This window comes from Microterricola viridarii, assembly GCF_001542775.1.
In the GTDB taxonomy this organism is placed as follows: domain Bacteria; phylum Actinomycetota; class Actinomycetes; order Actinomycetales; family Microbacteriaceae; genus Microterricola; species Microterricola viridarii_A.
In genome coordinates this window covers 1,766,039-1,786,594 of record NZ_CP014145.1, presented here as the reverse complement: position 1 = coordinate 1,786,594, position 20,556 = coordinate 1,766,039, and the positions used below count along the sequence as shown (strand labels likewise).

General features: G+C 68.1%; 17 protein-coding genes. 9 read left to right on the top strand and 8 right to left on the bottom strand.

Annotated features, from left to right (window positions below; translation table 11 throughout):
* Positions 1-3: 3 nt before the first annotated feature.
* From AWU67_RS08255 to AWU67_RS08240, 4 genes are all read right to left on the bottom strand, one after another.
* Positions 4-930: an ABC transporter permease gene (locus AWU67_RS08255; protein WP_082716852.1), complete on the bottom strand. Its 927-nt coding sequence runs from the start codon at positions 928-930 to the stop codon at positions 4-6.
* Complete coding sequence (locus AWU67_RS08250) at positions 927-1,970, bottom strand: ABC transporter permease (RefSeq protein ID WP_067227785.1); 1,044 nt, start codon at positions 1,968-1,970, stop codon at positions 927-929. The genes AWU67_RS08255 and AWU67_RS08250 overlap by 4 nt, the downstream gene beginning before the upstream one ends.
* Positions 1,971-2,037: 67 nt before the next feature.
* Positions 2,038-3,879 carry an ABC transporter substrate-binding protein gene (locus tag AWU67_RS08245; protein ID WP_067227782.1) on the bottom strand — a complete coding sequence of 614 codons (1,842 nt, stop codon included), beginning with the start codon at positions 3,877-3,879 and terminating at the stop codon, positions 2,038-2,040.
* Positions 3,880-4,100: 221 nt separating this feature from the next.
* A complete protein-coding gene (locus tag AWU67_RS08240) occupies positions 4,101-5,237 on the bottom strand; it encodes a M20/M25/M40 family metallo-hydrolase (protein WP_067227779.1) in 1,137 nt (378 codons plus the stop codon).
* A 90-nt stretch (positions 5,238-5,327) separates the two neighbouring features.
* Here AWU67_RS08240 and AWU67_RS08235 point away from each other — a divergent pair, with 90 nt between their 5' ends.
* The 6 genes from AWU67_RS08235 to AWU67_RS08210 are packed head-to-tail and all read left to right on the top strand — an operon-like array spanning position 5,328 to position 11,367.
* Positions 5,328-6,173 (top strand): GNAT family N-acetyltransferase, encoded by an 846-nt coding sequence (locus AWU67_RS08235; protein WP_067227777.1) that lies wholly within the window; start codon positions 5,328-5,330, stop codon positions 6,171-6,173.
* The gene (locus AWU67_RS08230) at positions 6,170-6,880 is read left to right on the top strand and encodes a MurR/RpiR family transcriptional regulator (protein ID WP_067227774.1); all 711 of its coding nucleotides are present in this window, start codon (positions 6,170-6,172) and stop codon (positions 6,878-6,880) included. Before AWU67_RS08235 ends, AWU67_RS08230 begins: the two co-directional genes overlap by 4 nt.
* Complete coding sequence (menC, locus tag AWU67_RS08225; protein WP_067227772.1) at positions 6,877-8,019, top strand: o-succinylbenzoate synthase; 1,143 nt, start codon at positions 6,877-6,879, stop codon at positions 8,017-8,019. The genes AWU67_RS08230 and menC overlap by 4 nt, the downstream gene beginning before the upstream one ends.
* Positions 8,016-9,125, top strand: a complete 1,110-nt coding sequence (locus tag AWU67_RS08220) for a dipeptidase (protein ID WP_067227770.1) — start codon at positions 8,016-8,018, stop codon at positions 9,123-9,125. Before menC ends, AWU67_RS08220 begins: the two co-directional genes overlap by 4 nt.
* A 2-nt stretch (positions 9,126-9,127) precedes the next feature.
* Entirely contained in the window at positions 9,128-9,850 is a 723-nt protein-coding gene (locus AWU67_RS08215) for a type 1 glutamine amidotransferase (protein ID WP_067227768.1), read from the top strand.
* A gap of 53 nt (positions 9,851-9,903) precedes the next feature.
* Positions 9,904-11,367 carry a serine hydrolase domain-containing protein gene (locus tag AWU67_RS08210; protein WP_234407398.1) on the top strand — a complete coding sequence of 488 codons (1,464 nt, stop codon included), beginning with the start codon at positions 9,904-9,906 and terminating at the stop codon, positions 11,365-11,367.
* On the opposite strand, the gene AWU67_RS08205 is transcribed toward AWU67_RS08210, so the two are convergent.
* A complete protein-coding gene (locus tag AWU67_RS08205) occupies positions 11,364-14,189 on the bottom strand; it encodes a cation-translocating P-type ATPase (RefSeq protein ID WP_067232379.1) in 2,826 nt (941 codons plus the stop codon). The two genes, AWU67_RS08210 and AWU67_RS08205, sit on opposite strands and share 4 nt — an antisense overlap.
* Positions 14,190-14,305: 116 nt before the next feature.
* Positions 14,306-15,031, bottom strand: coding sequence for a DUF4386 domain-containing protein (locus AWU67_RS08200; RefSeq protein WP_067227766.1), 726 nt, complete (start codon positions 15,029-15,031; stop codon positions 14,306-14,308).
* A 271-nt stretch (positions 15,032-15,302) separates the two neighbouring features.
* Here AWU67_RS08200 and AWU67_RS08195 point away from each other — a divergent pair, with 271 nt between their 5' ends.
* Positions 15,303-16,286, top strand: coding sequence for an aldo/keto reductase (locus AWU67_RS08195; RefSeq protein WP_067232375.1), 984 nt, complete (start codon positions 15,303-15,305; stop codon positions 16,284-16,286).
* Here the strand turns inward: AWU67_RS08195 and AWU67_RS08190 are convergent.
* On the bottom strand, positions 16,283-16,969 hold the full coding sequence (locus AWU67_RS08190) for a DNA alkylation repair protein (RefSeq protein WP_067227763.1): 687 nt from the start codon (positions 16,967-16,969) through the stop codon (positions 16,283-16,285). The two genes, AWU67_RS08195 and AWU67_RS08190, sit on opposite strands and share 4 nt — an antisense overlap.
* A gap of 43 nt (positions 16,970-17,012) precedes the next feature.
* Here AWU67_RS08190 and AWU67_RS17345 point away from each other — a divergent pair, with 43 nt between their 5' ends.
* Positions 17,013-17,168 (top strand): hypothetical protein, encoded by a 156-nt coding sequence (locus AWU67_RS17345; protein ID WP_160329734.1) that lies wholly within the window; start codon positions 17,013-17,015, stop codon positions 17,166-17,168.
* A gap of 8 nt (positions 17,169-17,176) precedes the next feature.
* Complete coding sequence (locus AWU67_RS08185; protein ID WP_067227760.1) at positions 17,177-17,968, top strand: isocitrate lyase/PEP mutase family protein; 792 nt, start codon at positions 17,177-17,179, stop codon at positions 17,966-17,968.
* On the opposite strand, the gene AWU67_RS08180 is transcribed toward AWU67_RS08185, so the two are convergent.
* Positions 17,965-20,520: an MMPL family transporter gene (locus tag AWU67_RS08180; protein WP_067227757.1), complete on the bottom strand. Its 2,556-nt coding sequence runs from the start codon at positions 20,518-20,520 to the stop codon at positions 17,965-17,967. The genes AWU67_RS08185 and AWU67_RS08180 overlap by 4 nt on opposite strands.
* Between the last annotated feature and the right edge of the window lie 36 nt (positions 20,521-20,556).

The window sequence follows — 20,556 nt, the reverse complement described above, 5'->3', positions numbered from 1 at the left end:
GGCTCAACGGCTCCTCAGCGTGGGGTTGACGATGTTCTCGACCGCGCGGCCCATCAGGGTGAACGCCAGTACAACCAGGACGATGGCGACGCCGGGGGTGAGGACATACCACCAGTAGCCGCTGGTCGCCGCCGAGACGTCCATCGAGTTCTTCAGGATCGAGCCCCACGACTGCACCGTTGGATCACCCAGGCCGAGGAAGGACAGCGTCGATTCGGCGATGATCGCGGACCCGACCGTCAGCGTGGTGTTGGCAAGGACGAGAGGCAGCACTCCGGGGAGGAGGTGCTTCACGATGATGTGCCAGTGCCCGGCGCCGAGAGCGCGGGACCGCTCGATGTAGTCACGGGACTCGACGGAGAGGGTCTGCGAGCGCACCACCCGAGCCGTGCCTGCCCACGATGTCAGGCCGATGGCGATGATGATGGTGAGTACGCCGCGGCTGAGCACCGTCGACAGCACGATGGCGAGGATCAGCGACGGCAGAACCAGGAAGAAGTCGATCAGGCGCATCAGGATGCTGCCGGGAAGCCCGGTGAAGTGACCGGCCGCGATGCCGACGAGCGCGCCGATGAGCATCGACATCGCCGTCGCGGCGAGGCCGACGAGCAGCGAGACGCGGGCACCCCAGACCATGCGGACCCAGATTTCACGGCCGAGGTGGTCTGTTCCGAGCGGGTGCTCCAGCGACGGAGGAGCGAATCGCTCCGTGCCGATGAGAGTGGTGACGTCGAGCATGTGCGCCGGTGCGATGACCGGGGCCAGGATCGCGATCAGCGCGACGAGCATCAGGAAGCTCAGGCCGACCATGCCGGCGCGGTGGTGGCTGAACTGTTGCCTGAAGTCGCGCAGCGCGGCTCGGCGGCGAGCCCAGGCGAAGTGCCGCGGCGAGCGCTGGCGGCTGGGCGTGGTGCTGGGCGTCGTGGTCACGCGCGCCTCACTCTCGGGTCAAGCTGGCGATAAATGAGGTCGGCGATGAGGTTCATCACGATGATGATCGCCGAGAACACCACGAAGGTGCCTTGCAACAAGGGAAGGTCCGGTCCGCTGATCGCCTCGTAGGTCAGCTTGCCGAGGCCCGGCCAGGAGAAGATGGTCTCAACGGTGACCGCACCGGCGATGAGGCCGCCGAGATGCATGAAGATCAACGTCACGGTCGGCAGCAGGGCATTGGGAACCGCGTGGCGGCGTCGCACCAGATCATCGCGGAGGCCCTTGGCGCGCGCTGTGGTGAGGTAGTCGGCGCTCATCTCTTCGATGAGTGAGCTGCGCATCACCATGAGGTACTGGGCGTAGACCACGGCGACCATGGTGATGACGGGAAGCACCATGTGCGACGCGATGTCCGCCGCGGCGCCGAGCGGATCGCTCGGCGGGTTCGGTGAGCGCATGCCGCCGGTGGGGAACCACTGCAGTGTGCCGCCGAATACCATCAGCAGGATGAGGCCGAGCCAGAACGTCGGCACCGACCAGAACACCAGCGAGGTCGAGGACACCATCTTGTCGAAACCAGAGCCGTGTCTCCACGCTGCCTTCTGGCCGAGCCACAGACCGAGCGCGATCGCCAGGATGGCCGCGGTTCCGGTGAGGAGGATCGTCGGCCAGAAATACTGGCTGATGAGGCTGGCGACCGAGGTCTTATAGACGTAACTCTCGCCAAAGTTGAGGGTGAAGACGTTGCCGAGGTAGTCGATGAACTGTTGCCAGAGTGGCTTGTTCAAGCCGAACTGTTCGCGAAGCAGATCCATCTGTTCCGATGTCATCTGGCGTTGGCGCGCGATCGAGGCGACAGGGTCGCCGGGGAGAATCTTGAAGGCGAAGAAGCCGAGCACGATGACCATGGCGAGGCTGAGCGCCGCTCCGCCCAGTTTGGTCAGGTAGTAGCGGATCGCGGAGAGGTCGCGAGGGCGTTCCTCCGCGTTGGCCTCAGTCGCGATGGCCGATGTCGATGGCGGCACCACGTTCGACATATGTGTTCCTCACTGCTTAGGGGAAGGTGGTGCCGCGGCCCAGACGAGCCGCGGCACCACCGCTCGACTACTCGACGTCTGCTTGCTTCCTGCGTCGGTTGCGGGCGAACAGGATGCCGCCGATCACGACGAGCACGACCACACTGCCGACGATGTAGAGACCGATGTTGGAGCTCTGACCGGTTGAGGTCTCACCACCCTCGACGGGGGCAACGGTGAGGAAGCCCCAGTACCCGGCTTGGTTGGCGATGATGCCACCCTTCGCCGGCTGCAGGGTGAAGCCGTCGAAACGGTCGGAACGGTACGCCTCCAGGCCGTTGGCGTACCAGGTTGCGACCTGCACGGTGTCCGTGTAGTTCATCGCGAGCATGTCCTGCACGATGGCCTGGCGCTTGCCCTCGTCGAGCTCGGAGCGCTGCTGGTTGTACAGCGCGTCGAACTCCGGGTTGCAGTAGCCATCCTGCGAGGTGCCGCCGGTGCCGTCCGCACCGGACGGCAGGTTGAAACAGGTGTTGATGCCGAGCTGGTAGTCGGGGTCGGGGTTGACCGACCATCCGCTGAAGTACATGTCATAGTCGGCCGCCGTCGCCTTGGCGCTCAGCGTGTCCGAGTCGGTCGACTCGACCTGAATGCCCACACCGATGTTCTTCATCCACGGCACGAAATACTCTGAGATCGATTGTTCGGTGGTGTCCTCGGCGTCAATCAGCAGCCGCAGCTGCAGCTTCGTGCCGGCCTTCTCGCGGATGCCGTCTGCGCCGACGGTCCAGCCGGCCCCCTCGAGCTTTGCCTGAGCGGCCTCCGGGTCGAAGCCGACGACGGCCGCGTTGTCCGTCGCCAGCGTCCACTTCGGGAAGGACGCGGGAATGAAGCTCGTCGCGAGCACACCTTGACCCTCCAGCACGTTGTCGAGCAGGGTCTTGGTGTCCGTGCCGAGGCGGAGCGCCTGGCGAACCGCGACATCCTTCAGCGCCTCGGAGCCCGTGCCGAATGCGACACCGTCGCGGGTCTGGAAGCCGGGGTTGATGGAGAGCGAGTGGTAGCGACGACCGGTTCCGGAGTGGGTGGTCACGCCGTCGACGTTCTGGAGTGCCGCGAACTGGGTCGGGGTCAGCGATGTGACGAAGTCGACGTCGCCGGCCTTCAGCGCCTGCACCTGCGCGTCTGAGTTCGTGTAGTAGACGTACTGGAGCTTGTCGATCTTCGGTGCGCCGCGCCAGAAGTTCGGGTTGGCGTCGAGCACGATGGACTCGTTCGCCTTGTAGCTCTTCAGCACGAAGGAGCCGGAGCCGACGACATCCTTGTCGTTGGCGTAGGTTGCGGGGTCTTCGATCTTCTCCCAGATGTGCTTGGGCACGACGGGGATCTCTGAGCCAGGGTTCGACGCCTGGGGCTCGGTGAGGTTGATGACGAGGGTGAGGTCGTCCGGCGCCTCAACAGAGTCGAAGTTGGAGACGAGGTTGCCGTTGGCGGTGCCGAGCTCCGGCACGGTCATCATCTGCTCGTAGGTGTACTTGATGTCGGCGGAGGTGATCGGCTCACCGTCCGACCACTTCATGTCCTTGTGCAGCGTGTACGTCCACTGCCTGCCGTCCTCGTCGGTCTCCCACGACGCGGCGAGACCCTCGGTCGGGGAGCCGTCCTCTGCACTGTTCTGCACGAGCGACTCGTACATGTAGCGGATCGAGTTCGTCGGCAGCAGGTAGATCGAGATGAACGGGTTGAAGCTGTCAACGAATCCCGACGTCGCGATGCGGAACGTCGTTGCCGAGGCCTCCGCGCCTTGCGTCGCTTCAGGCACCGGAGTCGCGGCAAAGGCCGTTGCCGGCGCGATCGTGATCGCAGCGCAGGCAACGGCGGCGCCGATTGCGAGTGCGCGGAGCCGATGTGTGCGGAGAGGTGTGAGCATGTACTGGCATCCCTTCTTTGACGACCTCTTCAGACAAGTGGAGCTCGGGTCGGTTTCCCCATGCAACCCCAATAAGCCGAAATGGTCAATAGATTTGTTTCGTATCTTTGAAACCACGCTGGAATCGTTACGCGATCTGCTAGGAGACCCGCGCTGAAACGCGGTGATGATGCGTAACGTATCCGCGTAAGATACGGTCGCGATGTTTCGGGGAGATGTCGTCAGGGTTGCACCGGTGGTGTCGCCAAGACCGCGGAGAGGAGATCGATGCGCTGGTGCAGCGATGCGGCGACGATGTGCTCGTCGATGGCGTGGGCCCCTCCGCCCAGTGGACCGAAGCCGTCGACGGTCGGCACTCCGACACTGCCCAGAATGTTGGTGTCGCCGGCTCCGGCGGCCGGGCGGCCATCGAGTCGCTGCCCGAGCAGCGCTGCGGTTGCGGAGAGCTGCGCCAGAAGTGCGGCGTCGGCGGCTGAAGCCCGCCAGGCCGGCCTGCTGCTCAAGGTCTCCACCTCGATGCGTGCACTCCTGCGACGGGGCACGATCCCGCGAATCGCCGAGAGCACACGGCTCTCTGTCTCGCTGTCGACGAAGCGAAGGCCGATCTCCGCGCGCGCCGACTCAGGCACGACATTGGCACGGGTCCCACCGGAGATCACCCCGACGTTGCAGAGCACGGCGGAAGGCAGGAGCGGGTCTTCGGTGATCTCGCGGATGCCGGCGAGCTGATCAATGAGTTCGTCGATCGCCGAGACGCCGAGTTCGGGGTTCAATGCCGCGTGCGCGGCGCGCCCGTGCGCATGGACAGCGAGTCTGGTGCTGCCTCGGCGGCCGACCTTCAAGGCGCCGTCGGGGTGCGGGGACTCGAAGCCGATCGCCGCCATGGCGTCGGCGGCTTGCGCGCGTATGAGCTCGCCGGTGGTGGGGGAGCCGACCTCCTCGTCGCAGTTCAGGACGACACGCACGGCGCGGCTCGGGTTGCCGTCCAGTCGCTGCAGTGCCGCGCAGATCACCACGATGCCGCTCTTCATGTCGTACGTTCCCGGCCCGCGGATGATCCCGTTCTCGTGTGACCACGGCAGTGAGGATTCCAGGGTGCCGACGGGCCACACCGTGTCCGTGTGGCCGACGAGGAGGAGCGGGTGGCCTGGGCCGGCGAAGTCGGCGACGATGCTCGTTCCCGCTTCGGTGCGGGCGAGCCGCACCCTCCCGCCGACGGCGGAGAGCCGTTCGGCGATCGGCGCGGCGACCCGCTCGCTCGCCGCGCGATCGAGCGACGGGCTCTCGATGGCAACGAGCTCACGCAGGAAGTCGAACTCCGCCGCCCCGTCGAGGCCTGGTGCGTGCGCACTGTTCATGGTTATGAAACGTATCTGAGGCTTGCTAAGCGCACAACCCCCTTATAGTGTCGTCCTATTCACGAAGAATGTGCGAGATATAGGAAACGTATGATTTCACCCTTGCTGTTTGATCGGCCCGTCGAATCTTCGGCGGACGGGAGCACCGCGCAGCGCTTGCTCGGGCGTGAGCTGCAGGGGTACGGCGAATTCCGGGCCGCGGCCGCACTCTACGTCACCGTCTTTCAGTACGAGGCCCCGGAGTTCGCCCTCAACCCCAACCTCTTGAGCGCGCTCAGCCAGAACGGCGGCTCGGCGGTCGGCGTCTTCACCGCCCAGGACGAACTCATCGGATTCGCCTACGGCTTCGCCGGACGAGACCGGGACGGCACCGAGTTTCACTACTCCCAGGCCGCGACGGTCGATCCCCGGTTCCAGGGCCGCGGCGTCGGGCGCACTCTGAAGCTGCTGCAGGCCGAGGTTGCCAAGCAGTGGGGGCACAGCACCATGCGGTGGACATTCGACCCGATCCTTGCGCGCAACGCACACTTCAACCTCGAATCGCTCGGTGCGGTCGGGATCGACTATCTGCCCGACTACTACGCACGGGCGGGCACCGACCGCATCCTCGTCGAGTGGCAGCTCGGCGAGGCGCAGCAGCCCCTGGGAACCACGAAGACGCACGAGACGCGGTGCGCGCAGAAGGACGCCGCGTGTGCGCCCGTGCTCGGCCGGAGCGACTGGGGAACGGCCAGCCCAGACGGTGACGACGTCTGGATCACGATCCCCGCAGAGGTGCAGGCACCATCCGACGACACCACGCGGCTGCAGTCGCGGCTGGCCGGAACGCTCTCCGAGACGTTCGCCTCTGGCCGTGTGCTGGTCGGCTGCACCAGAATCAACGACGACACCGCGGCGTATCGCGCGGTTCCGCGCAGAGGGAAGGACATCGCATGATCGATCGTGCGGCGAGCATCACCGAGAGCGAGCGGGCTCGCTCGCTCGAGTCCCCGCAGGATCGCTACGGTGAACGATTGCGGGCGAACTTCTCAGCCGAGACCCTCCAGGCCCGGGTCATCGAGAGTGAGATGCGCTCGCTCGCGCTCACGCTGGAAGAACTCAGCGCGAGCGGTGAGATTCCACGGGCCGCCGCGCTCATTCTGGGCGCACGCCGGCGCTACATCGGCGGCGAGGGAAAGGGCGCCGCCTACGCCCAGCTGCTGAACGCCGACCTCTCGACCACGCTGTCGAATGTGTTCGTGATCGACGGCCGTGGCCTGTCGCCGCTCACCGTGCTCACCGATGTGCGCTCAAGCGATGTGCTCATCGTCTTCTCGATGCGCCGCTACCGGGCGGAGACAATCCGGCTCGGTCGCCTCTTCCACGAGGCGGGCGGCCAACTCGTCGTCATCACCGACAGCGAACAGGCCCCGCTCGCCGGGCTCGCCAGCGCGCTGATCCGGGTGCACACGGGTTCGGCCTCCTATGCAGACTCGCCCACCGCCGTGGCCGCCGTCTGCCACCTGCTCAGCGCGCTCACCACGGCCAGCGCCAAGGGCGCCAGGCGCCGGCTCGCCGGCCGCGACCGCTACGCGGCGGAACTCGGGCTCTACCACACAGAGGGCCATCACCCAGAGAACGTTCAACCAGAGGAGCCGTCGTGAGAATTGAGCGCGTCAGGCTCTTCGACTTCCGACTCCCGCTCCTGCACAGCTTTGAGACGAGTTCGCACAGGAAGTCGGGCATCGAACATGTCCTGGTCGAGCTGACGGATGCCGACGGTGCCATCGGCTGGGGCGAGATCGCGTCACCGAGCGATCCGTTCTACTGCGCAGAGACCACAGAGACGGCCTGGTACATCGCGACCCGCTATCTGGTGCCGCGGGTGCTCGGCGCGGGCTGGGAACTCCCGGAAACGCTCGAGGCAGGGTGGGCGAAGGTGCGCGGCCACGAGTTCGCCAAGGCCGGATTCTCCGGCGCGGCGTGGGACCTGCACGCCCGGCGGCAGGGAGTGTCGCTCGCGGCCGCCCTCGGCGGCACCCGCAGTGACGTGGCCACGGGCGTCTCCCTCGGCATCGAGGCCAACATCGACGCGTTGCTCGAGCAGGTCAGCGCGCAGCTGCAGGCGGGCTATGGCCGGGTGAAGCTCAAGATCGCCCCCGGCTGGGATGTCGCGGCCGTCGCCGCAGTCCGCGCGGCGTTCCCCACCGTCGAACTGCACGTCGATGCCAACGGCGCGTACCCCAACGACACGGACTCCCTCGCCGTCTTCCGTGCGCTGGACGGCTTCGGCCTGACCATGATCGAGCAGCCGTTTGAGCAGCGCGACTTCCTGGCGCATGCCGAGCTGCAGCAGCGGATCGAGACGCCGGTCTGCCTCGACGAATCCATTGTCTCCGTCGCGGACCTGGAAACGATGCTGCGTCTGGACGCCGGGCGGGTGCTCAACATCAAGGTCTCCAGGATGGGCGGCCTCAGTCAAGCGCGACGCGCGCACGACATCGCCGCGAATGCCGGGGTGCCCGTGTGGTGCGGAGGCATGCACGAATTCGGTGTCGGGCGCGCGATCAACCTCGCGATCTCCTCCCTGCCCAACTTCCTCTTCCCCTCCGACGTCTCCGGTTCAGACAAGTACTACGAGCACGACATCATCGACCCGCCGATCCGGGCGCGCGGCGGCCGGGTCACGGTACCGAGCACACCCGGCCTCGGCTTCGTGGTCGACACCGATCGCATTGCGCACGAGGCTATCCGGGTCTTCGACTCGGCCTCCGTCGCCGAGCTCGCCGGAGCAGAGCGATGAGCGCCTCGGCAGCACCGCGCTATCCGGTGATCGACGGGCACAACGATCTGGCCTGGGCCTGCCGCGAAACCCGAGGCTACTCGGTCGCTGGGCTCGACGGCGGTGCCCCGGCGCTGCACACCGATCTGCCCCGGCTCGCAGCCGGCGGCGTGGCCGGCCAGTTCTGGTCGGTCTGGGTCGATCCAGAGCTGCGGGGCGCCGAGCAGGTGGTCGCGACGCTTGAACAGATCGACTTCGTGCAGCGACTCGTCGCCGCGTATCCCGAGCAGCTGCGCCTGACGCGTACCGCGGCCGAGGTGCGCGCGGCGATGGCCGACGGCCGAATCGCCTCGCTGATCGGCGTCGAGGGCGGTGAGCAGCTGAACAACTCGCTGGCAACGCTCCGCCAGTACGCGCGCCTCGGCGCCCGCTATATGACTCTGACCTGGTCGCGCACCACCGACTGGGCGGATTCGGCGACCGACACGGCGCGGCACAACGGGCTGACCGCATTCGGTCGAGGGGTCGTGCGGGAGATGAACCGGATCGGGATGCTCGTCGACCTGGCGCACGTCGCCCCGGCCACCATGCGCGATGCCCTCGACGAGAGCAGACGACCCGTCCTGGTCAGCCATTCTGGTGCCTGGGAGCGCTGCAATCACGCGCGCAACGTTCCGGATGACGTGCTGCGGGCCATCGGCGACGGCGACGGCGTCGTGATGCTCGCCTTCGTGCCCTCCTTCCTCTCGGAGGAGCGCCGCCTGTGGGTCGAAGCCGGAGAGGAAGGTGAACCGCCGCCTGTCGGCGTTGCAGAGGTCGCCGACCACCTCGATCACATCCGCGATGTGGCGGGCGTGCACGCCGTGGGCCTCGGCGCCGACTACGACGGCACCGATGCGATGCCGTTCGGCCTGTGCGATGTCGCCGGCTATCCCGCGTTGTTTGCCGAGTTGGAGCGGCGCGGTTGGTCGGATGGCGAGCTGCGGGGCCTCGGCTCAGAGAATGTGCTCCGTGTGCTCGGGGCATCCGATGCCGACTACACCCGCTTCCTCAGCGGTCACGCCGGGGAGCCGGAAGCATTGGCCATCGTGCCGGCGATCGACACGACGATTCAGAAGGCAGGTTGACCGTGGCAGCTTCTCCCCGCGTACTCGCAGTGGTGAACTCGGCGAGCTCCGGGCCCAGGCGCCTCGGCGCGTGGCTCGCCGCGCAGGGCATTGACGTCGTGGAGAGGCTCGGAGAAGACGGCCTTCCCGACTCGCTTGAGGGTTTCGACGGTCTCGTGCTCCTCGGCGGCGGCCTCATGCCGGACGACTACGAGAAGGCCGCCTGGTTGCACGACGAGCGCCGGCTCACCGAGCAGGCCATCGAGCTGGATCTGCCGACGCTCGGCATCTGCCTCGGCGCCCAGATCATCGCCGACGTCGCGGGCGGGGAGGTGCGGGCCTGCTTCGGCGAGAAGGAGCGCGGCAGCACCGTCATCCGTGCCACGCCGGAGGGCAGGAACGACCCTGTGCTGTCTGCGCTCGGCACGTGCGCCCCGATGATCGAGAACCATGAGGACCAGATCACCCGGCTGCCGACCGGTGCGGTGCTGTTGGCCAGTAGCGACGCGGTGCGGAACCAGGCCTTCGTGATCGGCTCGCACGTGCGCGGGGTGCAGTTCCACCCCGAGGCGGCGGCCGCAAACCTTGCGACCTGGGACGACGCCGCCCTCCGCGGCGAGGGGTACGACGTCGCGGCGCTCATCGCCACGGCCGATGCAGCCGACGAGGAGAACACGCGCGCCAGCAGGCTGCTGATCGAGGCCTTCGGGGACGAGGTTCGCGCGCGCGCCCTGGTCACCCTGTGACCGCACAGCACGCGGAACAGAGGCTCGACTCTCCCCGCGCTGAGACCGTGCGCGTGGCCGAGAGCGCGCTGGCTGCGGCCTTCAGCGCCCACGATCTGCGCACCGCGCCGGCCGCACTCGCCGCGGTCTTTGACCGGAACGGTCTGATCGCCTGGCGCGGCGTCGGCGAACCTCGACGCAACGGGGTCGCGACCGAGCGCGACACCGTCTTCAGGATCGCCTCGATGTCAAAGAGCTTCCTGGCGGCGACGGCGCTTGGCCTGCGAGACGACGGCCTACTCGATCTTGATCGAGCGATCGCTGAGTACGTTCCCGGAGCGCGCTTCCTCTTCGATGGCAGCGAGGCAGAGGTCACGCTGCGTCAGCTCCTCAGCAATTGCTCCGGGATGCCGGAGGACAACGCCTGGGGCGACAGGATGCTGGGCGCCTCGCGCGAGGAGATCGCACTGCTTGCGAGCGATGGCTTCCGCCTCACGGCGGAACCCGGCGAGCGCTACCAGTACTCCAACCTCGGAATGTCACTCGTCGGTCGGGCGATCGAGGCCGTCACCGGGCGAACGATCGAGCACGAGGTGGCACGCCGCTTTCTCGAACCGCTCGGCCTGGTAAACACGAGATATCGGGCGTCCGACTATCTGGAGGCCGAGGCGCTCGCGCGGGGTTATCGCACCTTTGACGGCGGGACGATCTTCGCGGAGGAGCCCTACGTGGGCTCCGGCGCGCTCGCCTGCATCGGCGCGCTGTTCAGCACGCTCGATGATGTCGCCGCCTGGGCTTCCTTCCTCGCCTCGGCCTTCGGCGAGGCCCCGACGCACAGCGATGTGCTCGCGGCGGCCAGCAGACGGGAGCTGCAGCGGGTGCACACCGTTTTCCCGATTGATGCGTGCCGCACGGACAAAGACCTCAGTGCACAGGGCTACGGCATGGGGCTCGTGGTCGAACACGATCGCCGCCATGGCCGCATCGTGCAACACTCGGGCGGCCTCCCCGGATTCTCGTCACACATGCGGTGGCACGCTCAGACAGGTCTGGGCGTGGTCGTGTTCGGGAATTCCGATGAGTTCGGTGCCGAGCGACTCGCCTCCCGCTGCCTCCCGGCCGTGCTCGCCGGGCTGGGCGTGGGGGCGGACCTGGCGCAGCCGTGGCCGGAAGTCCTCGAGCACGCGGCGACGATCGATGCGGCACTCCGTGCGGACGAGCCGCTCGACACGATCGCCGCCGTCTTCGCCGACAACGTACTGCTCGACCTGCCTGCCGACATCCGGAAGCGGCGGGTGGCCGAGCTGCTGGAGACGCTCGGAGCGATCGCAACAGTCCAGGCGCCGCTGGGCGACCGCACCCGCAACGGCGCGAACGGCAGCGCACTGAGCTGGGGCATCCAGTGCGAGAGGGGCACCCTGCTCTGTGAGATCCAGGTGATCGGTCTCAAGACGCCCCTCGTGCAGGCCATCGACATCACGGCCCTCGAGATCGCGGCCCCCGACATCACGGCCGCCGATATCACAGCGGCCGACTAACGCGCCGACTCTCCCGAGTGCCGCCTGCCGACCGCCCGCAGGATGATCTTGCGGATCTCGTCGTACCAGAGCACGACGGATCCGAGCGCCACGCAGGCGCCCCAGTGGGCCAGGTCCAGGGAGGCCGTGCCGAAGGCCACCTGCAGGAACGGGAGTTCGACGACGGCGATCTGCAACAGCACGCCCAGCGCGACAGAGCCCCACAGCCACTTGTTCGAGAACAGCTTGCGGAACGCGCTGCTCGTCTCGGAGCGGGCGTTGAACGCGTTGAACAACTGGGCGAAGACGAGCGTGGTGAAGCCGACCGTGCGGGCGACCTCGAGGCTGTCGCTGCCCTCGACGAGGCCGCCGGGCAGGAACATGTCGATGCCGAACAGCGTCACCAGCGCCATCACCAGACCGACAGAGAGGATGCCGCCCCACATGCGCCCGTCGATCGCGCTGTCGGTGAGTTTGCGTGGGCGTCTGGCCATCACGTCGTCCACCTCGGGGTCGACGCCCATCGCGAGCGCCGGGGTGGAGTCGGTGATCAGGTTGATCCACAGGATCTGGGTGGCCAGCAGCGGCAGCACGAGCCCCTCGTTGCTCGCGTCGTTCAGACCGATCAGCCCAGCGAAGACGACGCCGAGGAACACGGTGAGCACCTCGCCGACATTGGAGGAGAGCAGGTAGCGCAGGAACTTCCTGATGTTGTCGAAGATCACCCGGCCCTGCCGGACGGCCGCGATGATGGTGGCGAAGTTGTCGTCGGCGAGGATCATCCGCGCCGCCTCCTTCGTCACCTCGGTGCCGGTGATGCCCATCGCGACGCCGATATCGGCGGACTTCAGCGCTGGGGCGTCGTTCACGCCGTCGCCCGTCATCGACACAATCTGCCCATCCGACTGCAGTGCGTCGACGAGGCGCAGCTTGTGCTCGGGCGAGACCCGGGCGTACACCGACACCTCGCGGGTGACGGCCCGCAGCTGCTCGGGGTCCAGCGTGTCGAGCTCGGCGCCGGTGAGCGCACGGGCCGACGGCTCGACGATGCCGAGGTCGGCAGCGATCCGCACGGCGGTGGCCGGGTGATCGCCGGTGATCATGATGACGCGGATGCCGGCCCGGTGCGCCTCGGCGATGGCATCCGCGGCCTCGACCCGCGGGGGGTCGATGATCCCGACGACACCCACGTAGATGAGCTCCTGCTCGAGCGACGGGTCGACCTCGGCGGCCGGGTCGACGGCATCCACCGTGCGATAGGCCACGCCCAGGGTGCGGAAGGCCTGTGCGGACAGCGCCTGCACGTCATCCTGTGCCCGCCGGCGCAGCTCGTCGGTGAGCGGCACCGTCGTCTCGCCCACCTGCAGCCGGGTGCAGCGCTCCAGCAGCACGTCGGGGGCGCCCTTGCTGAACAGCACGTGGGCACCGTCCGGCCGCTCCTGGTGCAGCGTCGACATCATCTTGCGTTCCGAGGTGAACGGGATCTCCGCGCGCCGCTCGAACCGGTCCAACCGACTGGCGGTGCCGTCCAGCTTGCGCGCGGCCACGAGGAAAGCAGCCTCGGTCGGGTCGCCCTGGATCTGCCATTCGCCATCGTGCTCGGTGAGTTGGGCGTCGTTGGCGAGTGTTCCCGCGCCGAGCACCAGCTGCACCTCGAAGTGCTGTGCGCCGGAGAGCTGGCCGTCCTCGCCGTACACCGCGCCCTCCGGGCGGTACCCGACGCCAGTGACCTCGGCCTGGCCCGAGGCGGTGACGACCCGTTCGATGGTCATCTCATTCCGGGTCAGCGTGCCCGTTTTGTCGGTGCAGATCACCGAGGCGGAGCCGAGCGCCTCCACCGAGCTGAGCTTCTTCACGACCGCGTTGCGCTTGGCCATCCGCTGCACGCCGATCGCCAGGATCACCGAGAGGATCGCGGGCAGGCCCTCCGGTACCGCGGCCACGGCGAGGGAGACACCGAGCAGCAGCACGACCACGAGATCGGCCGGGTCCGTGATGCCCTGGATCAGGATGACGGTGATCATCACCACCAGCGCGACGATCACGACGATGATGCCGAGCGCCTTGCTGATCAGCTTGATCTCGTTCTGCAGCGGCGTCGGGTCTTCGACGGTCGCGTCGAGCATCTCAGCGATCGCGCCCATCTCGGTCGCCATGGCGACCTCGGTGACGATGGCGCGGCCGACGCCCTGCGCCACCGCGGTGCCTTTGAAGACCATGTCGGTGCGGTCGCCGAGCGGTGCGGGGGCCGCCAGCGTGGCCGGGCTCTTGATGACCGCGGCACTCTCGCCGGTCAGCGACGCCTCCTGCACGCGCAGCGCGCTGGCGAAGAACAGCCGGGCATCCGCCCCGACGGCGTCGCCCTCGCCGAGCACCAGCACGTCGCCGCGCACCAGCTCGCTGGACGGCACGCTCTTGCGCTCGCCACCGCGCAGCACGGTGGATGTCGCGGCGGTCATCTTGCTGAGGGCGGCGACGGCATCCGCGGCCTTCGCCTCCTGGGTGTAGCCGAGAATCGCGTTCAGGATGACGATGGCGGCGATCACGATGGCGTCGACGGGCGCGCCGTGGGCGCCCTCGACGAACCAGGCCACGAGAGAGACCACCACGGCGGCGAGCAGCAGGTAGATCAGCGGGTCTTGGAACTGCGCCAGGACCTTGCGCCACATCGGGACGGGCGGTGTGCCGCGCAGCTCGTTCGGGCCGTCGGCGGCGAGCCGGCGGGCGGCCTCCGCGTCCGACAGGCCGGTCTCCAGATCGACGCCTAACCGGGCCGCGACGATCGCGGCGTCCTGCAGGAACGCGTCATCGGCTGCCCTGGTCATGTCGGTTTCGTTCGGCATCACGACCACGCTTCCGGAGTGAGGGTTCGTCCCAGCAATGGGGCAGCCTGCCCGTGCGAGCCGGCGGGCCACAGCACCACTGTATCTCTGGCGCCATCCGCCGATCGGGCAGTGGGTCAGCCGGCGGCATCCGTTCCGTGCTGCCGCGCCTCGAGGGCCCGCACCGCCTGGGCGTTGAAGCCCTTGACGATGAGCCAGATGCCGAGCGCCAGCTCGAACACCGCGACGAGGAGCGCGGACAGTGCCGCGGCCGGGTCGTGCTGCCCGATAAGACCGGTCATGACGGCGAGGTAGCCGATGAGCAGGGCGCCGGCACCGACGATCCCGATGACGGCGAGAACCCGGGGCACCAGGCGTGACTGGTAGAGCAGGATGCCCAGGATCAGGTCGCAGACGGCCGGCATGAAGCTCTGCCCGAGCAGGAAGATGCGGTCGTAGAGCGCGACGAGGGTGCTGCTCGTGATCAACGCGTCTGCGCCGGCCCCGCCCTGCCGCAGCGTCACCACGGTGAGGATGAACGCGACGCCAACGAAGATGGTGCTGGATTCCAGGATTCGGGCGGCCACGAGGTCCAGCGCGGCCGCCTCATTCTGCTTCTTGAGGATGGGGAACAGCACGACGGCGGTGCCGATGCCGGCGAGGGCGATCGTGATCTCCAGCAGCCCGCCGGTGATTGCCCCGGTGTCTGGGCCAGCCCCCAGCACGTAGTCGGTGCCCTTGACCGGCCCGTACAGGGCGAGGGTCGGGATCGAAATGAAGGTGAGGACGTACAGGATTCCCGCGGTCAGCGAGGTCTTTCTGTACGGTGCGCGAGCCAGGCCGGGTGTGTCCGAAGCTGTCATGCCTTGAGCGTATGCGCGCGGTCGCGCGACGGATAGGGTCGGCTGGCCGCCGGATCCTCATTATCGGAGGTGGCCTGGTCGGGCGGCGGCCATCGCCGGCGTCACATTCAGATTGAGCCGTGGCGGCGCGTCAGCCGCGCCCCCAGAGAGGCGTTGTCGAGAGGTGTTGTCGAGAGGGGCTGTCGAGAGGTGTACTGACAGGGCCTCCCAGCCTCGAAGGGCTTCGCGTAGCGTCGAAATCACGCACACAACGCAAGACAGGGGAATGACGATGCACATCCGCACACTGGGACAAGGACTTGAGGTATCGGCCGTCGGCCTGGGCTGCATGGGCATGTCGCAGAGCTACGGGCCGAACCCTGGAACCCGTGACGACATGATCGGCGTCATCCGCTCGGCGGTCGAGCTCGGAGTCACCTTGTTCGACACCGCAGAGGTCTACGGCCCCTACGTCAACGAGGAACTCGTCGGCGAGGCTCTCGCGCCGCTCCGCGAGCAGGTCGTCATCGCGACCAAGTTCGGCTTCGATATCGAGGGCGGCCAGGGCGGGTTGGACAGCCGGCCGGAGCAGATCCGTCGCGTGGCGGAGGCCTCGCTGAAGCGGCTGCGCACCGACGTGATCGATCTGTTCTACCAGCACCGGGTCGACCCGGCCGTTCCGATCGAAGACGTCGCCGGCGTCGTCGGCGAGCTGGTGCAGGAGGGCAAGGTCAAGCATTTCGGGCTCTCAGAAGCAGGCGCGCAGACCATCCGCCGGGCCCACGCGGTGTTCCCGGTGACCGCGCTGCAGAGCGAGTACTCGCTGTGGACCCGCGACCCAGAGGCCGAGGTGTTGCCCACCCTCGCCGAGCTCGGCATCGGTCTCGTGCCGTTCAGCCCGCTCGGCAAGGGGTTCCTCACCGGAACCGTGGATGCCGGCACGGTCTTCGCCGCGGGCGACGTGCGGGCGACGATCCCGCGGTTCTCTGAGGACAACCGCGCCGCCAACCTGGCCATCGTTGAGCACGTGGCAGCACTCGCCCAGAGCAAGGGCGCCACCCCCGGCCAGATCGCCCTGGCCTGGCTGCTCGCCCAGCAGCCCTGGATCGCGCCGATCCCCGGCACCCGGCGTGCCGCCCGCATCCAGGAGAACGCCGGTTCCACGGCGGTCGCGCTGTCGGCTGATGAGCTGGCGGACCTGGACGCGCTCACGCAACGCCTCGAGGTGCACGGCGCCCGCTACAACGCGCACCACCTCGGACTGGTGGGGCGTTAGCCGTCGGCCAACAGTTTCAGGATTGGGCGCACCACCCGCCGGGTCGGTGCGTCCTCGCTCGTCGCGAGTCGTCGAACGAGGTCCTCCAACTGTGCGCGGGCGCCCGGCCGTTTCAGTGCGATCGCCCGCAGTGCCATGGTTTGCGCCTTGCCGACGAGGGGGCGCGGATCACCGGCGTTCTTCTCGACCAGCGCGAGCGCATCCGTGAAGCGTTGGTCGGCAGCGCTCCTGTCGTGCAGGGCGAGAGCCCACAGCAGCGAGAAACCGGCGCGCTTCGTGAACTCGCGGTCGCTGGCGGCCCACGGCTCGACCATCACCCAGGCATCGGGGGCTTTGTCGAACAGCGTGAAGCAGACAGTGTCGACCAGTGCCCAGCTGTCGAAGTCTGCGCACCACTCGTTCATCTGGGAGACGTCGACCTGGGCGGGGTCGTCGACGTGCGCGGCGATTGTGCGCGCCTCGTAGAGCCCGGAGCCCCAGAGGGCGGCGGCGAGTTCGTGGTCCGGGGCGAGCGGTGCGGCGATGGCCTTCATTCTGGCCATGCCCATTCCGACCGCCCGATCGGTGTGGATGCCGTAGCGGCTGCCGAGTTCGGCGCGAACGTGAGGGTCGCCCTCCTCGTGAAGCTGGTGGAGGAGCGCTGCTGCGCGCCGCTCGGCAGGAACGTCTTGCTCGCTGGCCATGGCATCTCCTTGACGGTGAGGGGAGTCTAACCAGCAGCCGAGCGTGCCCGCGCCGCATGGCACCCTCACCCCGGCCTGGCACGCCACTTACATCACCGACACCCACGGTGGTCACGGCATTCACGGCATTCACGTTGAGCGGTCGGCGCTCGTCTCCGCGGCCGTTCTCGATGTGGTGCGACAAGCCCGCACGGGGTAGGAATGGCTATGGCCACTTTTCGGGAGCTCCACTTCGCCGATACTCCGCTCCTGCTACCCAACGCGTGGGATCTGGGCTCCGCCCTCGCCTTCGCAGATGCGGGATTCGCCGCCATCGGCACCACCAGTTTCGGCGTCGCGGCCAGCGCCGGACGCCCGGACGGGGACGGCTCCGGCCAGGCGGCCACCGCCGTTCTGGCTGCGCAGCTCTGCCGCCTGCCCGTCTACGTGACGGTGGACATCGAGGACGGCTACTCCAACGACCCCGCCGAGGTTGCGGAATTCGTCGCCGAGTTGGCGGAGCTGGGCGTTGCCGGGGTCAACATGGAGGACAGTGTGGCCGGGCATCTGGTGGATGCGGCCGCCTTCGCCGACAAGGTTGCCGCCGTCAAACGGCGCGCCCCCGGCGTCTTCATCAACGCCAGGGTCGACAATTTCTGGTTCGACGAACAGGCCACGGTGGATGCCGTCCTGCTCCGCGCCCGGGCATACGCCGACGCCGGCGCCGACGGCATTTTCGTGCCCGGTGTCGCGGAGGCGGAAGACATCCGGGGCATCACCGCCGGCACCCCTCTGCCCGTCAACGTGCTGGCGCATCCCACCCTGACCGTGGCCCAGCTGGCCGAGCTCGGGGTCAGGCGGGTGAGCTCCGGCTCGCTGCCGTACCGCGCCGCCGTCGACGCGGCGCTCAACAGCGTGGTGGCCCTGCGCGACGGCCGGCAGCCGCCAGCGGCCACGCCCTACTGGCAGATGCAGGGGCGCCTCGCGGCGTTCAGCCGGGGCACCGCGGGCCGACCCTAGACGGCGGTGGGCACGCCGCCGGTCTGCAGGCCCGGGTGGTCGCGTTCCAGCGCCGCGCCCTCCAGGTCGACGTTGGGCAGGATGCGGTCGAGCCAGCGGGGGATCCACCACGCCGAGGCGCCGAGCAGGTGCATCAGGGCCGGCATGAGCAGCATCCGCACCACGAAGGCATCGAGGAGCACGCCGAACGCGAGGCCGAAACCGATCGAGCGGATGATGGTCGACTCAGAGAAGATGAAGCCGCCGAAGACCGAGACCATGATGAGCGCCGCGGCGATCACGACCGACCGGCCGGCGCGGAAGCCCTGGGCGACCGCGAGCCGTGCGGGGGAGCCGTGCACATAGGCCTCCCGCATCCCTGACGCGAGGAACAGCTGGTAGTCCATGGCGAGCCCGAACAGGATGCCGACGAGGATGACCGGCAGGAAGCTCAGGATCGGGCCGGGATTGTGCAGGCCGATCAGATCCGCGCCCCAGCCGAACTGGAACACGGCGACGATCAGCCCGTAGGTCGCGAACAGGGACAGCACGAAGCCGGCGGTCGCGATCAGCGGAACCAGCAGCGAGCGGAACACCAGGATCATGATCAGCAGCGACAGCCCGACGACCACGACGAGGTAGATCGGCAGCACCGCGCTGAGCGCCTCGGAGATATCGATGTTGGTGGCGGCCTGACCGGCCACACCGAGCTCGATGTCGCCGCCGACCGGCGGCATGGCCCGGATGTCTTGCACCAGCTTTTCGGTGGAGGCGCTGTTCGGGCCCTCGGCCGGCAGCACCTGGAAGGCGAGCAGGGTGTTGTCGGAGGAGTTCGCGATGGGGGCGACGGCGACCACGTCGGGTTGTGCCGAGAGCGCCTGGGCGATCTCGACCTGGGTGGCGAGCAGCTCCTCATCCGGGATCGAGGCTGGGAACGTTGCCGTGACCAGCAGCGGCCCGTTGGCGCCGGCCCCGAACTCGTCGCCGACAGTCTGGAAGGCCTGGTAGCTGGTGGAATCGGCCGGCTCGCTCGAGCCGTCCGGGAGCCCGAGTCGCATGGAGAGTGCCGGGATTGCCACGATGAGCAGGGCGACAACGCTGACCAGCACCGTGACGATCGCCCGCACCGTCGACAGGGGCTTCACCGGCTTCGCGGTCTTCACAGGCTTCGCCTCGGTGCTCTGGCCGGAATCCGAACCGGATGCCTGGGCCATCCGCGCCCGGGCCTTGCGGCTCAGCAGGCGGTGGCCGAGCAGGCCGAGGATGGCGGGCGCGAGGGTGATCGCGACCAGCACGGCGACGGCGACGCAGACCGCGCCGACGGTGCCCATCAGGCCGAGGAATGGTACCCCGGTCACGTTGAGGGCGAGCAGGGCCACGATGACCGTCGCCCCGGCGAACACCACAGCGGTGCCGGAGGTGCCGGTGGCGAGCCCGATGGATTCGCGCACGGGCACGCCGCCGATGATCTGTTTGCGGTGTCGGTTGACGATGAACAGCGAGTAGTCGATACCGACGGCGAGGCCGAGCATCACACCGAGAACAGGGGTGACCGAGGCCATGTCGACCACGCCCGAGAAGGCCAACGACGCGGTCACGCCGACGCCGACACCGACGAGGGCGGTGACGATGGGCAGGGCGGCTGCCAGCAGCGAGCCGAGCATCACGATCAGAACGACCGCGGCGAAGACGAGGCCCACCGCCTCGCCGACGCCGAAGATCTGGGGCACGCCCTGGGCGATGTCGGTGCCGAAGCTGACCTCGACGCCGTCGATGGGGGTGCTCTCGAAGTGGTCGATCGTTGCCTGCTTCACCTCTTCGGAGAGTTCCAGGCGGGGCTCGGTGAACGAGACGTTCACGATTGCCGTCGACCCGTCGGCCGACACGACGCCGAGGCCGTCCGACAGGGCCAAGAGCTGGGTGCCGAGATCCAACTTCGCCGCTCCGCTTTCCAGCTCGGCCCGTGAGGTGTCCAGCGTCTTCTGCTGGGCCTGCAGGGCCGCGCGCTGCGCGTCGAGCTGCGCCTGTTGTGCGTCGAGGGCGGCCAGCTGCTCAGCGCCGGCCCCGGCGGCCACGGCCTGGTCACGCGCGGCGGTCAGCTGCTGCTGCGCCTGATCCAGCTGCGCGGTTCCCGCGTCGAGCTGCGCCTGCCCGGCGTCCAGTTGGGCGAGCCCGTTGTCCAACTGGGTGCGACCGTCGGCGATCTTCTGGGCCTGGGCGGCCTGCTGATCGGAGGCGGAGAACGGGTCGATGACGGTTGCGACGCCGTCGAGGTTCTTCGCGCTGCTCGCCGCCTCGGAGATGGCCTGCTTCTGCGCGTCGGTGAACGGGGATCCGTCGGTCGTCTTGTACACGACGGTGCCGGTGCCGCCGGCCGTGGCGGGCAGCTTCTGCGCCAACTCTTCGGTCACTGCGCCGGAGGCCGTTCCCGGGATGTCGAAACTATTGCTCAGTGCGCCACCCAGCGCGAAGAAGGCGCCGACCGCGAGGCCGAGGATCACCACCCAGGCCACGATCACCGCCCATGCGCGGCGTGCAGCGAACGAACCCAGGCGGAACAGAAGTGAAGCCACGCGATCAATCTCCTTCAGACTTTTTGATCATACGCC